This is a genomic window from Terrimonas ginsenosidimutans (assembly GCF_022012415.1).
Lineage (GTDB): Bacteria > Bacteroidota > Bacteroidia > Chitinophagales > Chitinophagaceae > Terrimonas_A > Terrimonas_A ginsenosidimutans.
Map to the genome: position 1 here is coordinate 16,257 of NZ_JAKLTR010000023.1, position 22,316 is coordinate 38,572.

Annotated in this window: 22 protein-coding genes; 10 read left to right on the top strand and 12 right to left on the bottom strand. The window is 45.6% G+C overall.

The window, feature by feature from the left end; all coding sequences use genetic code 11:
* Window positions 1-82: 82 nt before the first annotated feature.
* Entirely contained in the window at window positions 83-688 is a 606-nt protein-coding gene (locus LZZ85_RS25070; RefSeq protein ID WP_237876385.1) for a superoxide dismutase, read from the bottom strand.
* Between the two features lie 163 nt (window positions 689-851).
* Entirely contained in the window at window positions 852-1,289 is a 438-nt protein-coding gene (locus tag LZZ85_RS25075) for a nucleoside deaminase (RefSeq protein ID WP_237876386.1), read from the bottom strand.
* A 185-nt stretch (window positions 1,290-1,474) separates the two neighbouring features.
* Here LZZ85_RS25075 and LZZ85_RS25080 point away from each other — a divergent pair, with 185 nt between their 5' ends.
* Entirely contained in the window at window positions 1,475-1,711 is a 237-nt protein-coding gene (locus LZZ85_RS25080; RefSeq protein ID WP_237876388.1) for a YtxH domain-containing protein, read from the top strand.
* Window positions 1,712-1,901: 190 nt separating this feature from the next.
* Here the strand turns inward: LZZ85_RS25080 and LZZ85_RS25085 are convergent, their stop codons facing one another.
* Entirely contained in the window at window positions 1,902-2,231 is a 330-nt protein-coding gene (locus LZZ85_RS25085; protein WP_237876389.1) for a hypothetical protein, read from the bottom strand.
* A gap of 167 nt (window positions 2,232-2,398) precedes the next feature.
* Here LZZ85_RS25085 and LZZ85_RS25090 point away from each other — a divergent pair, with 167 nt between their 5' ends.
* The 3 genes from LZZ85_RS25090 (at window position 2,399) to LZZ85_RS25100 (ending at window position 4,986) form a co-directional block, all read left to right on the top strand.
* Window positions 2,399-3,802 carry an aldehyde dehydrogenase gene (locus LZZ85_RS25090; protein ID WP_237876390.1) on the top strand — a complete coding sequence of 468 codons (1,404 nt, stop codon included), beginning with the start codon at window positions 2,399-2,401 and terminating at the stop codon, window positions 3,800-3,802.
* 122 nt (window positions 3,803-3,924) lie between these two features.
* The gene (locus LZZ85_RS25095; RefSeq protein ID WP_237876391.1) at window positions 3,925-4,518 is read left to right on the top strand and encodes a glutathione peroxidase; all 594 of its coding nucleotides are present in this window, start codon (window positions 3,925-3,927) and stop codon (window positions 4,516-4,518) included.
* A gap of 141 nt (window positions 4,519-4,659) precedes the next feature.
* A complete protein-coding gene (locus tag LZZ85_RS25100; RefSeq protein ID WP_237876393.1) occupies window positions 4,660-4,986 on the top strand; it encodes a DMT family transporter in 327 nt (108 codons plus the stop codon).
* Window positions 4,987-4,988: 2 nt separating this feature from the next.
* Here LZZ85_RS25100 and LZZ85_RS25105 read toward each other — a convergent pair whose 3' ends face one another.
* Window positions 4,989-6,782, bottom strand: a complete 1,794-nt coding sequence (locus LZZ85_RS25105; protein WP_237876394.1) for a MutS-related protein — start codon at window positions 6,780-6,782, stop codon at window positions 4,989-4,991.
* A 218-nt stretch (window positions 6,783-7,000) separates the two neighbouring features.
* Window positions 7,001-8,041 carry a tRNA dihydrouridine synthase DusB gene (gene dusB, locus LZZ85_RS25110; RefSeq protein WP_237876457.1) on the bottom strand — a complete coding sequence of 347 codons (1,041 nt, stop codon included), beginning with the start codon at window positions 8,039-8,041 and terminating at the stop codon, window positions 7,001-7,003.
* Between the two features lie 207 nt (window positions 8,042-8,248).
* On the opposite strand from dusB, the gene LZZ85_RS25115 reads away from it, so the two are divergent.
* From LZZ85_RS25115 to LZZ85_RS25125, 3 genes are read left to right on the top strand one after another with little or no spacing between them, the layout of a single operon-like run.
* Complete coding sequence (locus LZZ85_RS25115; protein WP_237876395.1) at window positions 8,249-9,160, top strand: CPBP family intramembrane glutamic endopeptidase; 912 nt, start codon at window positions 8,249-8,251, stop codon at window positions 9,158-9,160.
* Between the two features lie 11 nt (window positions 9,161-9,171).
* Entirely contained in the window at window positions 9,172-10,113 is a 942-nt protein-coding gene (locus LZZ85_RS25120) for a phosphatidate cytidylyltransferase (RefSeq protein WP_237876396.1), read from the top strand.
* Between the two features lie 46 nt (window positions 10,114-10,159).
* Window positions 10,160-10,816 (top strand): phosphatidylserine decarboxylase family protein, encoded by a 657-nt coding sequence (locus tag LZZ85_RS25125; protein WP_237876397.1) that lies wholly within the window; start codon window positions 10,160-10,162, stop codon window positions 10,814-10,816.
* Between the two features lie 169 nt (window positions 10,817-10,985).
* Here the strand turns inward: LZZ85_RS25125 and LZZ85_RS25130 are convergent, their stop codons facing one another.
* Window positions 10,986-11,681: a YjjG family noncanonical pyrimidine nucleotidase gene (locus LZZ85_RS25130; RefSeq protein ID WP_237876399.1), complete on the bottom strand. Its 696-nt coding sequence runs from the start codon at window positions 11,679-11,681 to the stop codon at window positions 10,986-10,988.
* Between the two features lie 132 nt (window positions 11,682-11,813).
* Here LZZ85_RS25130 and LZZ85_RS25135 point away from each other — a divergent pair, with 132 nt between their 5' ends.
* Both LZZ85_RS25135 and LZZ85_RS25140 read left to right on the top strand, forming a co-directional pair.
* Window positions 11,814-12,518, top strand: a complete 705-nt coding sequence (locus LZZ85_RS25135; protein ID WP_237876400.1) for an SDR family NAD(P)-dependent oxidoreductase — start codon at window positions 11,814-11,816, stop codon at window positions 12,516-12,518.
* A gap of 350 nt (window positions 12,519-12,868) precedes the next feature.
* On the top strand, window positions 12,869-14,659 hold the full coding sequence (locus tag LZZ85_RS25140; protein WP_237876401.1) for a BatD family protein: 1,791 nt from the start codon (window positions 12,869-12,871) through the stop codon (window positions 14,657-14,659).
* 80 nt (window positions 14,660-14,739) lie between these two features.
* Here the strand turns inward: LZZ85_RS25140 and LZZ85_RS25145 are convergent, their stop codons facing one another.
* The 4 genes from LZZ85_RS25145 to LZZ85_RS25160 all read right to left on the bottom strand — a co-directional run bounded on the left by LZZ85_RS25145 (window position 14,740) and on the right by LZZ85_RS25160 (window position 17,883).
* Window positions 14,740-15,447, bottom strand: a complete 708-nt coding sequence (locus LZZ85_RS25145; RefSeq protein WP_237876402.1) for a response regulator transcription factor — start codon at window positions 15,445-15,447, stop codon at window positions 14,740-14,742.
* An 8-nt stretch (window positions 15,448-15,455) separates the two neighbouring features.
* Entirely contained in the window at window positions 15,456-16,448 is a 993-nt protein-coding gene (locus LZZ85_RS25150; protein ID WP_237876403.1) for a sensor histidine kinase, read from the bottom strand.
* Between the two features lie 3 nt (window positions 16,449-16,451).
* A complete protein-coding gene (locus LZZ85_RS25155; protein ID WP_237876405.1) occupies window positions 16,452-16,925 on the bottom strand; it encodes a gliding motility lipoprotein GldH in 474 nt (157 codons plus the stop codon).
* An 82-nt stretch (window positions 16,926-17,007) separates the two neighbouring features.
* Complete coding sequence (locus tag LZZ85_RS25160; RefSeq protein ID WP_237876406.1) at window positions 17,008-17,883, bottom strand: YicC/YloC family endoribonuclease; 876 nt, start codon at window positions 17,881-17,883, stop codon at window positions 17,008-17,010.
* 850 nt (window positions 17,884-18,733) lie between these two features.
* Here LZZ85_RS25160 and LZZ85_RS25165 point away from each other — a divergent pair.
* On the top strand, window positions 18,734-19,699 hold the full coding sequence (locus LZZ85_RS25165; protein ID WP_237876407.1) for a UDP-3-O-(3-hydroxymyristoyl)glucosamine N-acyltransferase: 966 nt from the start codon (window positions 18,734-18,736) through the stop codon (window positions 19,697-19,699).
* A 203-nt stretch (window positions 19,700-19,902) separates the two neighbouring features.
* Here LZZ85_RS25165 and LZZ85_RS25170 read toward each other — a convergent pair whose 3' ends face one another.
* Window positions 19,903-20,973 (bottom strand): carboxypeptidase-like regulatory domain-containing protein, encoded by a 1,071-nt coding sequence (locus LZZ85_RS25170; protein ID WP_237876408.1) that lies wholly within the window; start codon window positions 20,971-20,973, stop codon window positions 19,903-19,905.
* A gap of 242 nt (window positions 20,974-21,215) precedes the next feature.
* Window positions 21,216-22,223, bottom strand: a complete 1,008-nt coding sequence (locus LZZ85_RS25175; RefSeq protein WP_237876410.1) for an SDR family NAD(P)-dependent oxidoreductase — start codon at window positions 22,221-22,223, stop codon at window positions 21,216-21,218.
* Window positions 22,224-22,316 lie beyond the last annotated feature (93 nt).

A 22,316-nucleotide genomic window follows, 5' to 3' on the forward strand; every position in this document is an offset into this window, starting at 1 on the left:
TTAAAAATTAAAAAGTCAAAATTAAAAAATAGCGTCCTCGTATCGGGAGACCATTTTTTAATTTTGACTTTTTAATTTTTACTTATTTAGAAGCGGCATCATAGTTTGCACCAACCTTCTCCCAGTTGATCACACTCCAGATCGCTTTCAGATAATCAGGGCGTTTGTTCTGATACTTCAGGTAGTATGCATGTTCCCACACATCGATACCAAGGATCGGTGTGCCTTTTACTTCAGCAACATCCATCAGTGGGTTGTCCTGGTTAGGAGTAGAACTTACTTCGAGTTTGCCATCTTTTAGGATCAGCCATGCCCAGCCTGAACCGAAACGTGTAGCGCCAGCCGCACTGATCTTTTCCTGGAGAGCCTCAAGTGAGCCAAAAGTAGAAGTGATAGCTTCAGCCAGTTTGCCGGATGGTTTACCGCCATTTGCAGAAAGCAGTTCCCAGAAGAAGCTGTGATTCCAGTGACCACCGCCATTGTTTCTAACAGCAGGAGAGATCTTACCGGCATTTGCTACCAGTTCTTCGATAGATTTATTTTCATGCTCAGTACCAGCAATAGCTTTGTTGAGATTATCCACGTAAGCCTGATGATGCTTACCATGATGGATTTCCATTGTCTGTTTGTCGATATGCGGCTCCAGTGCCTCGGTCGCGTATGGGAGCGCAGGTAAAGTGAATGCCATATATATGTTTTTGTTTGGTTATGCTGAATAAAGTATCTCAGCGAATTCGAGGCCAAAGTTACGGAGAATGTTTGAGTAAGCTGAACAGATGAATTGTGCGGTCAATTGTATTGATGTTACCTTTTCGGGAGTTTGTCTGCACGCGCCCTTTATCATTCCGGCCTTATCGCTTTCTTCTGAAAAACTCCTTCATTAATGCGGCACACTCTTCTTTCATAACCCCCCTCACCAGTTCAGTCTTTGGGTGAAATGCCCAGTTCGTTCCCGCTGTTTTTCTGTATCCGTTTTTCTCGTCCTCCGCGCCGTATACTACTTTACCAACCTTACTCCAGTACAGTGCGCCTGCACACATAAAGCAGGGTTCCACCGTAACGTACAGCGTGGCTTCCGGGAGATATTTACTACCCAGCGAATTAAAAGCCGAAGTAAGGGCAATCATTTCTGCATGAGCAGTGGGATCCTGCAGGCGCTCTACCATATTATAGCCCCTTGAGATGATCTTTTCATTGAGAACAACCAGCGCGCCAACGGGAACTTCATCTTCATCAAATGCACGCCTGGCTTCTTTTAATGCCAGCGTCATGTAATACTCGTCTGTCATAGGCGGTGAAAGTACAAACAATTTAGAAAGGTGATGAAGCCTTACTGGCGCAGGGATTAACCAAAGGGCACCGGCATTTCGCCCTCTGCGTTGCTTCTACACTGTCAAATGGTGTGCCCGCATACCGAAGGTATGGCATGATATTTTGACTGTATCATCATTAATTCATCATAAAAAACACCAGTATGAACAAAGTATTAGTTGGCTTTACTGCGGGAATACTTGTTGGAATCCTGTTCGCTCCAGCAAAGGGATCTGAAACCCGTGAAACGATCGCCCGCCGCGGTAACGAGCTGAAAGATAAATTCAACGATCTCGTCGATTCTATGACAGATAAATTTGACTCACTGAAAGCAGATGCTGAAGACCTGGTTGATGAAGGTGTGAGACAAGCGAAAGCATATCAGAACGAAGTAAGTTGATCCCTGCCATTTAACGTAACAAAAAAGGGTAAATGATCATCATTTACCCTTTTTCTATTTTGAGAATAATCAGTTTCGGCCGCGTATTCAGGTAAGGTATATGCAAGCGGAAGCCCGTGAAGACTCACGGGCAAGAAGCTTGTTACCTTACAGGGCAACGACTCAAACCGAAAAAACACAATGTAATATCTTAAAGAATGAGAATTAATAAGAGAATGATGATGATGATCGCACCAAAAGAAAGATAGATCCCTCTGATCTCTTTCGCCTCTCTGTTCATGGACCTTAATTCTTTTTTCAACGCCTTTTTTTCAGCACGGGTGAGGGTTGACTTGTCCATTGACTTAATCTCTTCAACACGCGTTCGGATCTCTTCCGCACGTGCTTTCTTTTCTTCTTCTGTCATCGCTGCGATCCGCTCTTTCAACGGGCGCTTATCTTCGATGGTAGAGGCATAGGTGTTCGCGATACTTGCAGTTAACAGGATGCAAGTGAGGAAGATGCTGATCTTGTTTTTCATTTGTCCTTTGGTCGTTTGATGAATAAGTAAGTTACAAAAATTCGTCCACTTTTGAAAAGTACACCCGATGCGGCTATTTTGTTTATGTGCACCCGTTAAATGTGGCATATTTTCTACAAAAATGCTACAATGAATGATCAACCGGCATTAGAAACGTTTTAATTAACTTGAACCCACAAACACAATTAATAGTGGCTGCCAACTATCTTGAGACATTAACTTCTTTGAAAAAGTATTTCTCCTCCGGGAATACACGTTCCTATGAATTTCGGAGGAAGCAACTGCTCCTTCTTCGTCAGTCGATACTCGATCATGAAGAAGAGATCTACCAGGCGCTTTACAAAGACCTTCATAAGAGCCGGGAGGAGGTTTGGGTAACGGAACTTGGGATCGTTATCGCCGGGATCAACGAAGCACTCGCGAAACTCAAAAAGTGGATGAAGCCCGAAAGGGTCATGACCAACCTGTTGAATATCCCTTCTTCAAGCAGGATCCTGAAAGAACCCCTTGGTGTTGTATTGATAGTTGCTCCATGGAATTATCCCTTTCAATTACTTATGAACCCATTGGTCGGTGCGATAGCCGCAGGCAATTGTGTGGTAGTGAAGCCGAGTGAATATGCTTCTGCAACGGAAGCCGTAATGGGCAGGATCATACACAGCATATTTTCTGCGGAGTACGTGTTCTTTGTTCAGGGAGATGGAGCCGAAACCGTACCTGCGCTGATGAACACATTCCGGTTCGATCATGTATTCTATACCGGAAGCACGAGTGTCGGCCGCGCTGTTTATAAAATGGCTGCTGATAAACTCGTCCCTGTAACGTTGGAGCTTGGCGGCAAGAGTCCCTGCGTTGTTACCAAAAACGCAAACATTGATGTGGCTGCAAGAAGAATAGCACTCAGCAAGTTCTCCAATGTCGGTCAGATGTGTATTGCACCGGATTATGTATTGGTACATGAATCAAAACGACAGTCTTTACAGGACGCATTAATAAAAGCAATCCTCCGGTTTTTTGGTGATGACCCTTTGCAAAGTGAGGAGTACGGAAGGATCATTAACGAAAAACAGTTTGACCGGCTCATAGCTTATCTGTCTGAAGGAGAGGTGATCGCCGGTGGGAAATACATCCGTGACGAACTATACATCTCACCAACGATAATCGTGAATCCTGAAAGCAATGCGAAGATCATGAAGGAGGAGATCTTCGGTCCGCTGCTTCCCGTGATTACATTCAGCACTAATGAAGAAGCCAAACAGATCATTTCAGAAAATCCGGACCCGCTTGCGTTCTATCTCTTCACACAGGATCGGGATGAAGAGATAGAATGGCTGAATGATGTTCCTTTCGGAGGAGGTTGCGTTAACAATACAGCATTGCATTTTACCAACAGCCGTCTGCCATTTGGCGGACGAGGAAACAGCGGGATCGGAAACTATCACGGCAAGTTCACTTTCGATACCTTTTCACATCATAAGTCAATATTAAAAACGCCAACCTGGCTTGATCCTTCCATCAAGTATCCGCCATTTAAAGGGAAATTAAATCTGTTTAAGAAAATCATCCGGTAATACTGATCATGATGACAGAGAAAAAGAAAAGAGGCCGTTTAAAACGGATACTGCTGGTTATAGTGCTAATTTTGGTAACATTATTGGGATATGTTGAAATTGTAACCATTAATCATAAAAACATGACCTACCGGCAGAAGCTGCTGAAAGCATTTTACCCTGTTCTGATGTTTTTCAGCAAGACCACCGGAAAAAATGGAAAATCTATGGACAACACCAACGGACTTACTCCGCCAGCATCGATCTATGATCTTTCTGTTACATTGAATAATGGTCAGCAACAATCGCTTGGAGATTTCAAAGGAAAGAAGATCCTTTTTGTGAATACCGCCAGCGATTGTGGTTATACTCCTCAATACGAAGACCTGCAAAAACTCTATACAACCTACCAGGACAAACTGGTCGTGATCGGTTTTCCTGCCAATGATTTCAAAGAGCAGGAAAAGGGATCGGACGAACAGATCGCGGAGTTTTGCAAGATCAACTTTGGCGTCACGTTTCCTCTTGCGCAGAAGAGCTCCGTTATCAAAGGCGCAGAGCAGAACCCGGTATTCAGCTGGTTAAGTGATCCATCAAAGAATGGGTGGAATGATCAACAGCCAACCTGGAATTTTTCAAAATATCTTGTTGATGAAAAAGGAATACTGATCAAGTATTTCGACCCGGGTATCTCCCCTTCCAATCCTGATGTTAAGCAGGCGGTAGAACAGGAATAATCTTTTATCAATTCTGAGGCATATCTGCTGCGCTTCTACGGAAGTGCTGGCAGCTTTTTTGTTTATTCTCGCACGGGTTTCCCGGGCACTTCCTGTATTAAGGAGGTCAACGCATTTATTGTTAACGCAAAATACGCAGCTATGAATTGGATAATCTTGATCATTGCAGGACTTTTTGAGGTAGGATTTGCAACCTGTTTGGGTAAGGCACGTGAAGAACATACTAACACAGCAGCATGGCTCACCGGATTTGGCGTTTGTCTGGCTGCCAGTATGTATCTGCTTTTCAAAGCATCACAGACGATCCCACTGGGAACATCGTATGCAGTGTGGACAGGGATCGGAGCCGTAGGCACTGCGATCGTCGGCATCATCGTGTTTAAAGAACCTGCAACATTGTGGAGGATCTTTTTCCTTTGTACGCTGGTAGGTTCTATTGTTGGACTAAAAGTAGTGTCGTCGCATTAATTCTACACATCTTTATTGATAATGCCCATTTTGGTCATCAGGAAAGATGCACTAAGCCGTGTGCAAACGCCGTCTTTCAATTTGTAATCGAAGATCAACTCATCATTTATAATGGCTGATTCAAAGCATTTGTTGCTGATATAGCCGGGGTAGACATCTGCCAGCTCAGACACGGTGAGATCGTGTGTGGCGATGATGCCGCATGCGTGTGCACCTACAAGCTTGCGGATCAGGCCGACTGTGCCATTATGTTTGTCATTACTGTTGGTGCCGCGAAGGATCTCATCAAGTATGATAAATGTCTTCTGGCCCTCTTCGAGTTCCTGTATGATCGATTGAAGGCGTTTCAGCTCTGCATAGAAGAACGATTCGCTGTCCTGCAATGAATCAGTGATGCGCATGCTCACGTGTACCGGATATGGGAAAAATGCAAAACGGTCCGCACATACAACGCTACCAGTTCTTGCGAGCACGAGGTTGATCCCGAGTGTACGCAGAAATGTACTTTTGCCAGACATATTTGAACCCGTAAGGATCACAAAACGATGCTCACGGAATGAAATGCTGTTGTTGATACGCTTTGCTGCACGGATCAGGGGATGCCCCATATTGTCCGCTTCGATCGTTTCCGTTCTGCTCACTGCCGGCACAGTGAACGAAGGATTATTATAAGCGAGATTGGCGAAACTATTCAATGATTCGGCTTCTCCCAGCAACTTCAACCAGGGAAGGATCTTTTGCCCATGATGTTGTTTCCAGTTCTCCAACCTGAACAGGATATGGATATGAAACAGGAACAGCCCATTCAGCAACATACTTACGATCAGGTTGACCACGGTTTCAAGATAGTTGAACAGCGACGCAAGCTTATAAATCGACTTCGAGGATGTATCGTTTCCCGCCCGCAGACCTTGCTGCAATCTTTGTAATAAAGGTGATTGGAACGATTGCTCTTCCAGTTGTTTCAACTGACCGGCAAACTGCTGCAGGATCTTTGTTACTGATGTTGATACGGAGAGATGATTGGAGATCTTCCGTGCGAAAAGCACCGCTACAACGAGGTTCAGCACGAAAAGGTTGTAGAACATATTCAGCACCGGCTCTTCTTCTGAAATAAAATAATAAACCAGGCATGCGGTTGATGTCAGCGGCAATAACATCAGCAGGTAGTAGAGCGCTTTGTTCTTAAATGTAGCGGGCGATTGCAACCATGCTTTCAACTGCTGCATTTCTTTTTCTTTCGTATCCAGCAATGAACCATGGGCCTGAAGATGTTGCCTGAATTCGATCTTATCTTTCAACTCAGCAATTGCCTGTTGCCGTTCTTCAATAACAGTTGTATCAGGATGAAGCAGATCCTTTGCCAGCGCCTCTTTTCCGAATGATGTGCTGCAACGGTTCAGATAAGGAAACAACCCGCCTTCCCCAAACATATCGAGATCATATGAATAGGGATGATGTGGATCCGTATACTCTTTTCCCGTGCTGTAAACAGAAGGCCTGCCATCCAAAAAACTGATCTCATCTTCATTAAGTTTTACCAATGCCTTGTAAAAAGCCGTTTGCTGCTGCATGCGGTCGTACACGCGGATCATTACCAGGAATACCGCCAGCAATAACAGGGTGCCGATGATAAACATTCCGGATCCGGTAACCAGCGACTGATACCCTAGAAACAGGAAACCGCAGAAGAGCAGCAAGCGGAAGAAACTGAGCCAGCCCAGCTGTTGCTTAAGTTTTTCTGCTTTTGTGGTATAGGTAGATAAGAAGCTTTTGTAAATGTTCACTGCACTCACGGAAGATGGTTTAATAAGTTTAAAAGTTCAATTGTTTAAAGGTTTGAAAGTTGGTTTAAGGACACTTTCAAACGAAAACGATCAAACAGGTTTTCGCTTACGCTGATAGAACATTTCTCATGCATGGTATAGTTTGAAAGTTTAGATGTGTAAGCATTGATCGGGGAAGCGCCCAACTGTTAAACAAATAAACGTTCAAACTCCTTGTCTCTTAGCCGTTAGTTTACGGGGCAGTTCTCGTGGTAATTCACCAACTCGATAGGTGTCTTCTCAATGGAGAATCCGCTATAAGCTTTTACTACCTCATCGAGTACTGCATCAATTTCCTCCACGGTAGGCAGGGTAACCAGGCGGCCGCGGAATTCTTTGATGTTCGGAAGGCCTTTAAGATAATTAGCATAATGGCGGCGCATTTCGTTGATGCCAACGATAGGTCCTTTCCATTCAACGCTTTTATGAAGATGTTTGCGGGCAACATTCACCCTTTCTTCAACTGTAGGAGAGGGAAGGGTTTCGCCTGTTTTTACGAAATGCTTGATCTCGTTAAAGATCCAGGGATAGCCAATGGCGGCGCGGCCGATCATGATACCATCTACGCCATAACGGTTCTTATATTCTACGGCTTTCTCCGGACTGTCAATATCGCCGTTGCCAAAAATGGGGATCTTAATCCTGGGGTTATTTTTGACCTTGCCGATCAGTGTCCAGTCAGCCTCACCTTTGTACATCTGGGTGCGGGTTCGGCCATGGATTGCAAGGGCTTTGATACCAACATCCTGCAGGCGCTCTGCCACTTCTTCAATGTTGAGCGAGTTGCTATCCCAGCCGAGGCGGGTCTTAACTGTTACCGGCAACGAAGTAGATTTAACAACAGCAGAAGTGAGACGGACCATCAGGTCGATGTCTTTCAACACGCCAGCGCCGGCACCACGGAGGGCCACCTTTTTTACGGGGCAGCCAAAGTTGATGTCGAGCAGATCAGGGTTGGTTACCTCTACGATCTTTGCGGCGAGGGAAAGGCTTTCTTCGTCACCACCAAAGATCTGGATCCCAACGGGTCTTTCGTACTCGAAAATGTCCAGTTTTTTCCGGCTTTTGATGGCGTCACGGATCAGCCCTTCGGAGGAAATGAATTCTGTATACATGAGGTCTGCGCCATTATCCTTGCACACGGCACGGAAAGGCGGATCGCTTACATCCTCCATTGGAGCCAGAAGAAGCGGAAAATCAGGAAGTGATATGTTGTCTATTTTTACCATGGCTGCTGCTGTTGATACCGGAGTCGTCCATAAAAAAACAGGCATATCTGCGAACTCTCAGTTATTTTTGCGCCTGCAAATTTACGGCTTATCTGCTGGTAAATTAAAAGTAAAAAGCCAAAATTATACCGGTGGTCATTGCTGGCAAAGCAGCTGCCTTACCGGATCCTGGAATTTTACCAAAGCGTTCATCATCAACGGACTATTATGTACGATAACGATTCGAAGGGCATTTCTTACACCGCCGGTTTTTTTATCCTGATCGCATTTGTGTTGGGCGGATCGATCTTTGCCGCTATGATCGCGCAGCCGATCTGGACCAATATGACCGGGAAAAGCCTCGAAGCGCTTGCCCAGGGGGATTTCACCGCAGCAGACGGAACGGCGTTGAAGATCATGCAGGTGATCAATGCTTTGGGAGCGTTTATGCTACCAACGCTAGTTACTGCTCACATGCTGAACCGCCGCCCGTTGAAACTGATCGGTTTTGAGAATCGTGGCATGGATGCAAAACAGTTTGGGCTTGTGATCCTGATCATGGCAACAGGTCTTCTGTTCTCCAATTCACTATCTTATTTTACACAGCTGATCCCCCTTCCTCCTTCAACAAAAGCCTATTTTGATGCCTTGGAAAACAGGTATAGCGGTCAGGTGGCTACGCTCATAACGGCGAAGTCTGTGGGGGAGTATCTGGTGGCGGTATTGGTAATGGCACTGTTCCCTGCACTTGGTGAAGAGGTGCTTTTCCGCGGCGGGTTGCAGAACTTTCTGACAAGGGGAACCAGGAATCCATGGGCTTCTATCATTATCGTCAGCATCATCTTCAGCCTGATGCACTCTTCCTTTTACGGCTTTTTCTCCCGTGTAGGACTCGGCATTGTATTGGGGGCGATCTATTATTATTCCGGAACGATCTGGTGGTCTATTATCGCGCATTTCCTTTACAATGCGTTCCTGGTTACAATGCTACATGTCTATGCGATGCGTGGTGCACCATTAAAGGAGATGCTAAGCGAGAAAACAGACAGTTACTGGGGTGTTTTCGCGTTGATCCCACTCGTCATATTGTTTATCATTTTCAAAGACTCTACTGCAAAAAGCAGGCGGAGACACGCTTAAAACTTTTACCCATGGCATTTAACTGGCCAACCTTCCGTACAAGAGCGCTCACTGCGATCGTTTTTGTAGCAGTTATGCTTACTGGCTTATTCTGGAACCAGTGGAGCTTTCTTGTATTGTTTTCGGTCATTCACTTTGGCTGCTGGTGGGAATATTTCAACCTGCTGGAAAAGATCAATAAGGTCAGCTATGATGTGTATGTCAAAATGGGGTTCATGCTGCTGGGTTATGGATTGATGATCTGGTTTTGCGGAGATGTGTACCGTATTGCGGGATATGGCGTGAAGCAAAATGTATTTCTTCCCGTTTCAGTCGCCGGGTTCATCATGCTTGTGTTCGGAATTTTTATGAGCAAGAAGATCAAGCTCAAATCATTTGCGGCAGCATTTCTGGGGATCATCTATATCTCCCTGAGCTGGGGTTTGCTGATCGACCTGTATTCTTCTACTATAGATATTCATCTGCATGATACAATGTATGTGGTAGGTTCCACTTTCATTCCGATCGTGATCATTGCCAGTATCTGGATCAATGATACGATGGCTTACATAGTAGGGTCTTTCATTGGAAGAAGACCGCTGTCTTCCATCTCTCCGAAGAAAACCTGGGAAGGTACGATCGGCGGAGTCATTCTGGCGGTCGGTATAGTGGGATGGATCTCTCCGCTGATACTTTTTCAGGGTGACAACGACGGCTATGCTTCCCGGATCGCGCCTGTGCTGGCGGCCATAGCCCTGGTAGCCGCGATCACGGGAACGCTCGGTGATCTTCTTGAATCCAAGTTAAAAAGAATGGCGGGTGTGAAAGACAGCGGAAGCATCATGCCCGGACATGGCGGATTTCTCGACAGGTTTGATTCACTTCTCATAGCAGTTCCATTTGTATGGGTTCTGCTGCTGGTATTAAAAAATATGCTGACGATCACAACACCAACCTACTCTATTCCTCAATAATATATAAACGTTCGAAACCTTATCTTTGCTCCTCAATTTCAATCTTATGACAATCCATAAAGAAGGTTATACCTCGATTGCCGTTGCCGCCATCATTTTCGGCATCATCAATTTACTTTCATTCTATTTCCTGAGCTTTAATTATCCCCTGCTGACAGGTCTGATCTCGATCGTAACCCTCGGCCTGCTTATCTTTATCATTTCATTTTTCAGAATACCCAACCGCACACTTACATACAGCGACAACCAGATCATCGCTCCCGCTGATGGTACTGTTGTGGCCATCGAAGAAGTGCAGGCTGACGAATATTTTACAGATCGCCGCATCCAGGTTTCAATCTTCATGAGCCCGTTGAACGTACACGTTAACCGTAACCCCGTTACGGGCGATGTTGTCTACAACCAGTATCATAAAGGAAAATATCTTGTTGCCTGGCATCCGAAATCCTCTACAGAGAATGAACGCCATACCACAGTATATCGTAAAGGCGGCAAAGAAGTACTGACAAAGCAGATCGCCGGTGCACTGGCAAAAAGGATCGTTAACTACCTGAAGGCTGGTCAACAGGTAAAGCAGAATGAAGAGATGGGCTTTATCAAATTCGGTTCCCGTGTGGATCTCTTGCTTCCCCTGGATGCAAAAGTGAAGGTGAAGATTGGTGATAAACCGCAGGGTGGGGTAACAGTCGTTGCAGAATGGTAGGGTGCTATTAACTCTAATTTGATCTGCGTAGGAGTATCGCAAAGAGCGCAAAGGGTCGCAAAGAGCGCAACGTATAACTCATTTAAAGATGGATTTCGTTGCGTCCATTGCGGTCCTTTGCGCTCTTTGCGATACTCCTACGCCGGTTGATATCAAAGCGGCCGCCTTCTCAAAAGATCTCTTCAAGTTCTTTCAGTGAATTCACCATATAAGTTGGTTTGATCTCCGGCTTAATACCAAGATGGTTGACAAATACCTGATCCATTCCCGCATTAATAGCTCCCTGTATATCTACATCAAGCGTATCTCCCAGCATAATGCTCGTTGCAGCAACTGCACCGGTCTTGTTGAATGCATAATCAAAGATCTCCTTATTGGGCTTAAGACTGTTAGAGCCTTCAGAAGTGATCACTTCTCCAAAGAAAATATCCAGCCCTGAATTGCGGAGCTTGCTATGCTGTACTTTTTCAAATCCATTGGTGATCAGATGCAGTTCATAGTTCTTGTCTTTCAGATACTGCAACACTTCTTTTGCATGGGGGAACAGGATCGTCCTGGTCGGGAGAAGATCAAGGAATTGTACGCTCATTGCTTTTGAAAGGGCGTCATCCGCGATCTTAAAGTCAAGAAGGGAGAGCCACATCCTTTTTACTCTTAGCTCATCCTGGCGGATATACCCGCGACGGTAGCGTTCCCACAACTTTTCATTATGTCCAAGATAATTGCGGTAGAATAATTCGAAATCATCTATGCCTCTTGTTTTCAGTTGAAGGTCTTCATAAATAGCTTCAAGCGTTACGCGTGCATTCGAGTCAAAGTCCCACAGGGTATGATCAAGATCGAAGAACAGGTGCCGGTATTTCATACCTGCGAATTTCGGTCATCGGCAGTTCCCGGCCTGCTTTTTAATGATAAATCATTTTTAAAAAAGGGTGTTCACAGCGGATTCAATAAATAACGGGAAAACTGCGTACTTCGCATTTATAAATTGAGTCAGATGAAAGTTTTAATTACAGGAGCTTCAAGGGGTATCGGCAAGGCGATCGCAAATGTTTTTGCGAAGCAGGGACATCAATTGTTCCTCAGCAGCCGGAATGAGCAAGCGTTGGAAAGGACGGCTGATCAGATTGCGGCGGAATATCCGCAGGCAACCGTTCATTGCAAGGCGTTCGATCTGTCGAGGAAAGAAGACGCACTCGCACTGGCAGAGTGGATGGAGCAATCAGCCGGAGCTCCGGACATACTGGTCAATAATGCGGGAAGCTTCGAGCCGGGAAGCGTTCACAATGAGGCGGACGGCGTACTGGAAAGACAACTATCGATTAATCTTTTTAGCGCTTATCATTTGACCCGGGCGCTATTGCCATTGATGATGAAGAACGGTCAGGGGCGTCATATTTTCAACATGTGCTCCATCGCGTCATTGAAGGCGTATGACAATGGCGGTGCATACAGCATCAGCAAGTTTGCGCTGTATGGGTTTAGTAAGAATCTGCGGGAAGAGATGAAGCCGCATGGAATAAAAGTGACGGCTGTGATGCCCGGTGCAACGCTTACTGATTCCTGGGAAGGATATGACAATAGCAGCAGAAGGATCATGGAAGCAAAGGATATTGCAATGATGGTGTATGCGTCTTCTCAGCTTTCTGTACAGGCTTGTGTAGAAGATATTGTGATCCGGCCACAGCTGGGAGATCTGTAGCGCGCCTTCGGAGATTGCACCTGAGCCGGGTAGTGTCTGGCGTAGGTTCCTGCTGATTCCGCAGATTTATCTTTTTGAAAGAAGGAAGTAATCGAATACAGGAAACAGTTTTATAGGGTGCGGGATTTCGCAGATGTTTTGGTTATTTGAACTGATCTGCGTAATCGGCGCATGCCTTAAAAGATAGCTGCAGTAGTGTAAGAATTTTCACGCGTTGTAAAAATAAATCTGCGTAATCAGCGGGAACCTACGCCAAACCAGGCTTAAACCACAACATTACGTTCAATCGCCGCCCCCATTCCTCCTATTTTAGAATAACTTTAGCATATCTGAGTCTATTTTTATAAGATATGAAAAAGGGCCTGTTGCTTATTCCTGCATTAATGATCCTCTGCCTGCTCAACGCACAGGTATCATTGAAAACGATCGTAACACAGGGTCCGGTCGTTGCGGGAGAGTCATTTCAGGTGCAATACGTACTGGAAGATGAAGGTTCGGAAGCTGATTTTTTTCAACCAGACTTCAAGCCCTTCCGCGTCATCAGTGGCCCGAATGCCTATGCGGGAGTTAACTACGGTGATAAAGGCGCCATTAACGTAAAGAATATCACTTTTACGCTCTTAGCTACAAAAGAAGGTCTGTATGCGATTCCCGCAGCGAGTGTTAAAGTTGGTGGACAGATCGTGCGCAGCCAGCCGGCATCTCTGCAGGTGATCAGTAAAGCGTCGGCAATTGCCAGGGGTATTTTATCCGACAAGACCCCACCCGCGGAAGGGACCTACCTCGCCCCAGGTGAAGACCCGATTGAAAAAATGCGGAAGAATATTTTCATGAAAGTATCGGTAGATCGTAAAACATGTTATGTTGGTCAGCCGGTCACTGCCACATTTAAATTATACTCACGTCTCAACTCGCATTCAGACATCGTAAAGAACCCGGGTTTTTATGGCTTTGCGATCCAGGAAATGATCGGTCTTGGTGACCGGATCACGGCAACAGAAGTGGTGAATGGGAAGAAGTTTGAAGTGCATACGATCAGGAAAGTTCAGCTTTATCCTTTAAGTGCCGGCACGTTTACCATCGATCCGATGGAAGTGCAGAATAAGGTTGAGTTCTCTACCAGTTCTGTCGTGAAGCGGACCGAGCAGGAGATAGTGGAGGGCGTGATGCCCACAGAAGATGAGTTGTTTTCAAAACCGGGATTCAAGCTCGCGGAAACCAGTATGCGTACAGAACCTGTAACGGTGAAGGTGACCGCGTTGCCGGACACGAACAGGCCAGCTTCATTCAATGGAGCAACCGGTAAGTTCAGTATTGCTGCAACGCTGGAAGAGGACGAGATAGGTACCAACAGGGAAGGCGATCTGTTAGTGACGGTTTCCGGGAAAGGCAACTTTTTGCAACTGGCCGCACCTGCGGTCAACTGGCCTGCCAATATGGAAGGGTTTGCCCCGGAGATCCGGGACACACTTCATAAAGAAGTTTCTCCCTTGGAAGGTAAGCGGATATTCCGTTTCAGATTTATATCTACAAAACCCGGAGAGTATACTATTCCTGCGATCAGCTTTTGCTTTTTTGATCCCGATAGTAACCGGTATCGAACTGCATCAACCAATCCCCTGGTTGTAAAGATCAGTAAAGGGGAAGCTACCGAGGATATCAAAGCGGAGATGTCCGCCGTAAAGCCTGCATCTGCTATTCCGGCAAAAGTATGGATCGGAGGAGGACTTGTCTTGTGTTTGGTGATAGTTATGTTTGCTGTCCGCAAAATGCAAAAGACAAAGAGAAAACCTGTTGAACAGCCTGTTCTGGCAACGCCGCGTCCAGGTATAACAGAACTGTTGAAGCCGGTAACGATCTTGTTGCAGGCAGATGAAACAACTTTCTATACGGCGTTGCGTAACGCGATCTGGGATTTCGCCGGTCAGCAGTTTGGCTTAACCGGAAGTCTGATGAATAAGCGTGCATTAATGCAGGAACTTGACTTGCGACAGGTTGCTGAGGTTGATCAGCAATCCATTCTGCGTATACTTGATACCTGTGAAACCGGCATGTTCACCGGAGCTTCGGCTATTACAGATAAACAGCAATTGCTGGAGGAAACAAGACACGTCATGCTGAAGATAGCCGGACTACGCTAAGCCCGTTCGTCAGGGCGGAATTTTATCCTCCGCAAAGGGAAACAGAGTCGGCTAACGGAGATGGCAACGGACATCGATCATCATTCCGAATACTTATACCCTACACCTCTCACTGAATGAAAGTACTTCGGGTTCCTGCTGTCTTCTTCAAAGTATTTGCGGAAATTCAGAATAAAGTTATCTATGGTGCGTGTGGTGGGATAAACGTTATATCCCCAGACAGCCTGTAAGATCTTTTCGCGCGGTACCACTTCATTTTTATTCTCGATCAGGAGTTTCAGCAGCATAGTTTCTTTTTTGCTCAGCTGAATTTTACCATTGGTATGCGTTGTTGCCTCCTGAGCCTTGAAGTCGATCAGGTTGTTGCCGAACGTGTAACTGTTCCCAACAGATGATTTATCCTGCAGCTTTTTGTTCTTATTGATGAGCTTGTGGACGCGGAGTAAGAGTTCTTCCAGGTTGAACGGTTTGGTAAGATAATCGTCGGCGCCTTTTTTCAATCCGAGCACTCTGTCGGCACTTGAATTTTTAGCACTGAGAATCAGAATGGGAACTTCGTTATTGCCGATGCGGATGCTTTCGGCAACGCTGATGCCATCCATTTCAGGAAGCATCACGTCGAGTATAATAAGATCGAAGTATTCGGTTTCAACAGCTTTAAGGGCGGCAGCGCCATCAAAAGCAGATGTAACATCATAGCCTTCCAGTTCCAGGTTCAGCTTTAATGCCTCGTGGAGATTCTCTTCGTCTTCTACCAGTAGTATTGATGTTTTCTTATCGTCGCTCATAACCTCTCTTAAGGGTTAAATGTGACCGCAAAATTAGCCCCATGCGGGATATTGTTTGTCACCGAAATGTCCGCATTATGATCGTGGGCGATCTTGCTGCAAAGATACAGGCCTAAACCGGTGCCCTGCGTCTTGCGGGTTGATTCATTTCCGATGCGGTAGAATTTTTCGAAGATCTTTTTCCGCTCTTCTTCGGGGATGCCTGGTCCTTCATCAGTTACATTCAGCCGCACCGTTTTGCCTTCGTGTATCAAAGTTGCTTTGATCGGGCTTTCGCGGGGTGCGTATTTTATGGCATTTTCCAGCAAATTGTTGATCAGGATCTGCAATAGCATGGCATCTCCTTTTACATCAACATCCGCTTCAACGTCGCCATGGAAGATGCGGTCGGGAAAACGGTTGCGGAAGTCCTGAAGACAATCCTTCAGCAGGTCAGACAGGTCGAGTTCTTCTTTTGCAAAAGAATATCTCCCGCCTTCTAATTGAGATGAGATGAGGATGTTATTGGTGAGAAAGTTCAGCCTGGCCGTTTCTTCCAGTGTTGTACGGATCAACCGTTTTTGCTTTTCCGGTTCCAGTGTGTACTTCAGCATGGTTTCGAGATTCAGCCTGGCGACGGCGATCGGTGTTTTCAATTCATGGGTAACGGCCATCATAAAATTCTGCTGCTGCTGCTGAAGTCTGAATTGGCGGCGTACCGAACGGAATACAAATACGGCGGTGATAATGATCAGGGCAAGAAAGAACAACCCTTCACTGAGGTGCATGATCCTGGACCGGGTTTTCGCAGAATCTATCTGGATCAGTTCTTTCTTGTAAAAAGAAGGGGAGATGGAGGAGTCGATCGTTGCATTCAGCTGTTTGATCCGGAAATCTGCCAGCGCATGATTTTGTTTTTCCAGGGAAATGAACCACCAGATAAGCGCTACAACGATATAGCTTAACATCAGCCAGTAAATGAACGTGGCTCTCTTTATCTGTCTTCGGCTGCTGTCGGCCATAGTTTAGGGTTTCTTTTCAAGCCGGATACCTGCATTCAGGACGTTCTCCAGCGGGTCTTCGCGCATGATCTGCTCCAGTGTAAAAGTATAGGTGCCCGCTTTGAGACTCTGGGGCGCTGCCATGGCAATGCGGTGTTCATAGATGTCATCCATGCCGCTTCCAAGCCAGCCTTTTTCGTTTGTAGCAAGTGTCAGCTCCTTCTGGATCTTGATAGTGGAATCCTGTCCGGGACCTTTGACATACAGGTTCAGGAAAATATTGCTGAAACTATATTTCTCATTATGTCTTAATACCAGGAAGACGGTATATGAAGCCGCGGTGTCTTTGATGGTAAAGTCAAATCCCGGTTTGAAACTGCTTTTCCATGCATGATCGGGAATTGCCACTGTTTTCTCATAAAGATCGATCGTGGCGCAGCTGTAAAGAAAACCGGTTAAAAGGGCGGCAACCAGGTAAAGGGGGAAAAGCTTTTTCAATGGTCAAATTTTAACAAAGCTAAGCTAAGAGGAGAAAGAGGAAAAGGGAATTTTACGGATTCCCCTTTCCTTTAGTATGTCATTAAAGAACGTTGAGCACCTGTTCTTTTGCCTTTTCGAGTTCGTCTTTCATCAGTACCACACATTTCTGAATAGTGGAATCATAGGCTTTGGAGCCGGTTGTATTGATCTCACGGCCGATCTCCTGGAGGATGAATGATAGCTTCTTTCCTTTTGCCTCTTCTGCTTCGTCCAAAAGGGTCTTGAAATAATCGCAGTGATTTTTCAGGCGCACCTGTTCTTCGCTGATGTCGATCTTCTCTATATAATAGATCAGCTCCTGTTCCAGGCGGTTGGTATCATACGCATCCTTACCCACCTGCTCTTCCAGCAATTTCACAAGTCCTTCCCTGATCTTTTGCTGACGCAAAGGTTCGAGCCGGATCACTTCCTGTTGCTGTGTGGTGATATTATTGATCCTGGACAGAAGGTCGGCTTCAAGAGATCTGCCCTCATCAGTCCTGTGTGCATTGAGGTTGTCAATTGCCAGGTTGATGATCTGCTGCAGTTCATTCCATTCTTTATCACTAAGCGTTTCGGCACTTGGCGTGATCACTTCAGGGAGCTTGACCAGTGTGCTCAGAATATGAGAGGGATCAAGGTTAAGCGCAGCTGAAAGTTCGGCCAGCGGTTTATAATAAGCTTTTGCGAGATCGGTATTGATCGTAACAGGTTTCGAACTACCGGTATCCTTCAGGCTGATCGTACAGTCAACACTACCCCTTCCCAGTCTTTCAGAAAGTAAACGGCGGATGTCAAATTCAAATGGCCTTAACATGGCTGGAAGTCTGAGCTGCAGTTCAAATTGTTTACCGTTCAGAGATTTTATATCTACAAGGAAGGTTTTATCGCCGGCGTTTTTTTCGGCTCTTCCAAATCCGGTCATGGACTTTAGCATGAGGTACTTTCTTTTTGATGTGTTTCAAAGGTATTCGAATTATTGCTTACCGGAGCGATCTAATTTGAAGGAGATGGTTGCGGGCGAGGGTGAGGTGAGAGGGTTCATAGGTTCCATAAGTTCCATAGGTTTGATAAGTTTGGCAGGCTTGGTAGGTTTGATGGGTTTTACAGGCGGGTACGTTTTTCTTAAAGACGAAACAGTTTCCAAACGGGCAAGAACTTTTACAGCAATAAGAACAGGACCGATCAAGCTTACGGAACCTATCAAACCTATGGAACCTATCAAACCTATGGAACCTATCCCCCCATGTAGATAAAGAAAGAAGAGCGATAATGATGGAGTTGCTGAAAGTAAAAATCCCTTCGAAGTATCGAAGGGATCATTATAATGGATGGGTTAGTAAGTACAGGGAAATAAATTTCCCATCACAATATTAAATATATTTTTTACTATCCAAAAAAAAATCAATAACAATTTTATTCACATTTTAAAACAGGCTGTGGATAATGGACCGGCCTTTTTCAATGATCTGTGATGATTTTTCAATGGTCTCTTAACACTTCATAGAATTGATGCAACAATGTATGTAAATAATATGATGTGCTGAAATGCTTGACTGGCGCATGTTTCAAGCGATGATAATTCTAACGTAATGTTATGATGATGTAATGTTGCTGCACTTGATGCGATGATTTTTGATCAAAGTTTTTATGCTCAAACGGTTTAAAAGGCGGTCGCCCGGGGCAAAAAAAATTTTTTAAACCAAAGACCCGCCGGGCGTTTAAAAATGCCCGGTTTATGCTTTGGCGGGTGAATGCTGTTAACTTTGCGGACAAATATTCCTGTTATGAAGTTTGATAAACCTGTTCCGCTTTCCGAAATCGCATCTCTTATCGGCGCAGAGCTTATAGGTAATACAACAGCAAATGCTACTGGTATCAATGAGATCCATAAGGTTGAAAATGGTGACCTGGTTTTTGTAGATCACCCCAAGTACTACGATGCCTGTATACAGTCTGCTGCAAGTTTTATCATTATCAATAAGCAGGTTGACTTTCCGGAAGGCAAAGCATTACTGATCACGAGCGATCCTTTTGAGGCATACCAGACGATCATCCGTCATTTCAGACCGTTCAATCCGTCGATGAAGATGATCAGTGAGACCTCTGCTGCCGGGGAAGGTACCGTGATCATGCCTGGCGCGTACATCGGCAATCATGTAACCATCGGAGCGAACTGTGTGATCCATCCCAACGTTACGATCATGGATCACTGTGTGCTGGGAGATGAGGTGGTGATCCAGGCTGGAACTGTAATTGGCAGTGATGCATTCTACTATAACAAGAAAACGAACCGTGAGATCCACTACAAACGGATGCTCAGCGGCGGACGTGTTGTCATCGCCAATGGTGTCGAGATCGGTGCAGGTTGTACGATCGACCGCGGCGTAAGTGGTGATACATTCATCGGAGCCGGTACAAAAATGGATAACCTCGTTCATATAGGACATGATACCGTTGTAGGCAAAAATTGTCTGTTTGCCGCACAGGTAGGCATTGCCGGAGCAACCACTATTGAAGACAATGTCATTCTCTGGGGCCAGGTTGGCGTCAGCAAAACACTCACCATCGGCAAAGATGCTGTTGTTCTCGCCCAAAGCGGAGTTCCTTCATCACTCCCGGGCGGCAAAACATACTTCGGCTATCCCGCTGAAGATGCCGGACAAAAGAAAAGAGAATTTGTTTGGATCAAGAGGATCCCGCAACTCTGGGACCTTGTAATGAAACAGAAACGCGAACGCGAACGCGAATAGAACGCGAACGCGAATAGAACGCGAATGGCCGCGAATGCCCACGAATAGCGTGCTACACAGCCAGCCGGCTCAAATATCCGCCGCAATAAAATAAAGCCATGCATTATTGCATGGCTTTATTGTTTCAACGTGCCAACAAGTTCTTTCCTATAGTACATTATTCGTGTGCATTCGTGGCAATTCGCGTGCATTCGCGTTCGCGTTTAGTAATCCAGGGGTAGCTGATCCGCAATATTCTTCCAGCTCCAGTAGCCTTGGTTCACCCAATCCTTTTGTTCGTAATAGTAGCCATTTTCTTTGATGGCGATGCTGTTCCTGATATCGATATACGAGATCTGTACGGCAACGTTTTTGGGAAGCTTGAACTGTTTCAGGTATTCCGGGTCGGGGCGTTGAGCGGTATATGTTACGCTGATCTTACGCGGATACCAGATCTCCACCTGCATGGTGCTGTCCAGCGCACCATAGTAAAGTGTGTCGTAAGGGTTAGTAATGCGGCTGAAGCTGGCGTCTTTGTTTTCATCCAACAGATCGATGGTAAAACCTTCCTGAGCAACGGTACTATCGTAATAGCTCCGCATAAAATGAAGCTTTGAGCCGAGGTAAGCCTTTTCCCTCGCTTGTGCCCAAACCTTCTTCAGGCTATCGGTTCCTTCCATTTCCGAATAAAGGCAGAAGCCGCTGTAAGAACTGATACCGGTGTTGTAATCATAGATAAACGAATCGAGCTGATAGCGCATATTGTATCCCAGTGCCCTGTTCTCGATCTGAAGAGGTTCAGTGGCAAGCACGCGAAGCTTATTGCTTTTCTTCAGCAGGTAGAACTTCAACACATCATTATTGAGAAAACTGCTTTTGGCTGCGTTGGGAGTGGTGCCTATGAATTGCTCGACAAAAAAGCTGCCGTACCGTTCCCATCCGTCTTTCAGTTCATTGCTGCTTTTTATGATCACTTCGGTCATACTTTTCTCCTCACGCGCCATTTCAATATCAGGAAGATGAGCGTCAGTATGACTGATCTGCAGGCGGTGGGTCTGATAGCCGGTGAAGCTGATGATCAATTCGTATCCTCCGGAGGATTTCAATGCTAAAGAAAATTCGCCCTGTTTGTTGCTGGTAGTACCAGATGTCGTATTCTGGCAATAGACGGAGGCTCCGGATAAGGGCTCCTTTGTTTCTGCATCAATTACTTTTCCGGATATGTTGAACTGGGCATTTGCTGCAACAGAAAGAATAGTGAACAGCAGGAAGAATAGAAACCTGGTGTTTTGCATAGTATTGAATTAATGTCTAAAGATACATTTTAAGGATGGCCCCGGCCAGCGTAAATCTTCGCTTCAACGGTTTTTTAACATCCCGCCGGTACGGGTCAAACCTGATGCCAGAGACTTCCGGGTTCAAAGGTTTAAGTGTCAGGTTTAAATGTTTGATGGTTCAACAGCAGGATTTTCAAAACAGGTTCGGAGACCACACTTTTAAACGTTCGGCAATTAAACAGTTAAACTTTAAAACCCGATCAGTTTGTTTTTGAAGACACCTGCGCCAGGTATTTTTTGCAGGCATGATCTATCGCCTCATTCAGTGGGGTAAAACGGAAGCCCTGAAGGGTTTGTAAAATTTTGGCATTTTCAAAAGTAGTATTGCTGTGTGCCACTTTTGCGCTTTCTTTTGTTAATACAGGGGAGTGACCGGTAAAGAATGATTTGATCTTTTCCCATCTCCAGGCAATACCCATCATTGATGGTGTTGTCTGTTTCTTTGGATGAGGTCTGCCAAATCCTTCGGCCATGGTGTCAAGCAACTGTTTGAAGGTCCAGTTATCACCCGCAATAATGAACCGTTGCTCTGTGATATCGGTTTCCATCAGTAATACAGTTGCCCGGGCTACATCCTCTACCGCAACAAATCCGTTTTTTCCCGGACTGTACCAGTCGAATCCCTTGTAAACGCTCTTAAAGATCGCGCTGCTTCCGGTATTCCAATCGCCATAGCCAAGGATGGTTGCGGGGTTTAGAATAACAGCGTCGAGTCCTTCGCCGATCGCGCGCCATACTTCCAGCTCTGCCTTGTGTTTGCTTTTCGCGTAATGGGTATTCGATTTGTTATTTTCCCATTTACTCATTTCACTGACAGACTGGCCCTGAAGCGTTCTTCCCAGTGCAGCTACCGAACTTATGTAAACGAGTCGGCGGATATTTTGTTCCAGCGCAATATTGACAACATTTGCCGTGCCCTCAACATTCACCTGGTACATCTCATGCCTGTTCTTCGGGGAAAAAGAAACAACTGCCGCTGAATGGATCACCGTGTCCACATCCTCCATCGCTTCTTCAAGAAAGATCACATCAAGAATATCGCCCTCGATCCACTCCACTTTTTCCAGAATGGACGACGAAATATAGAATGGCATCCTCGATCTCTCCCTGCGGATCGCTTTCACCGCATAGCCTTTCTCCACCAGCTCTTTGATGATGTATGCTCCGAGAAATCCGGTTCCGCCTGTAACAAGGACTTTGCTGGACAAATTCGTTTAGTTGTTGATAAGAGGATGCGAAGATAGTCAGGAAAGGGGACATTCTGTGGAACGGGTAGCCTTGATCGTTGCTCGATCACCGTT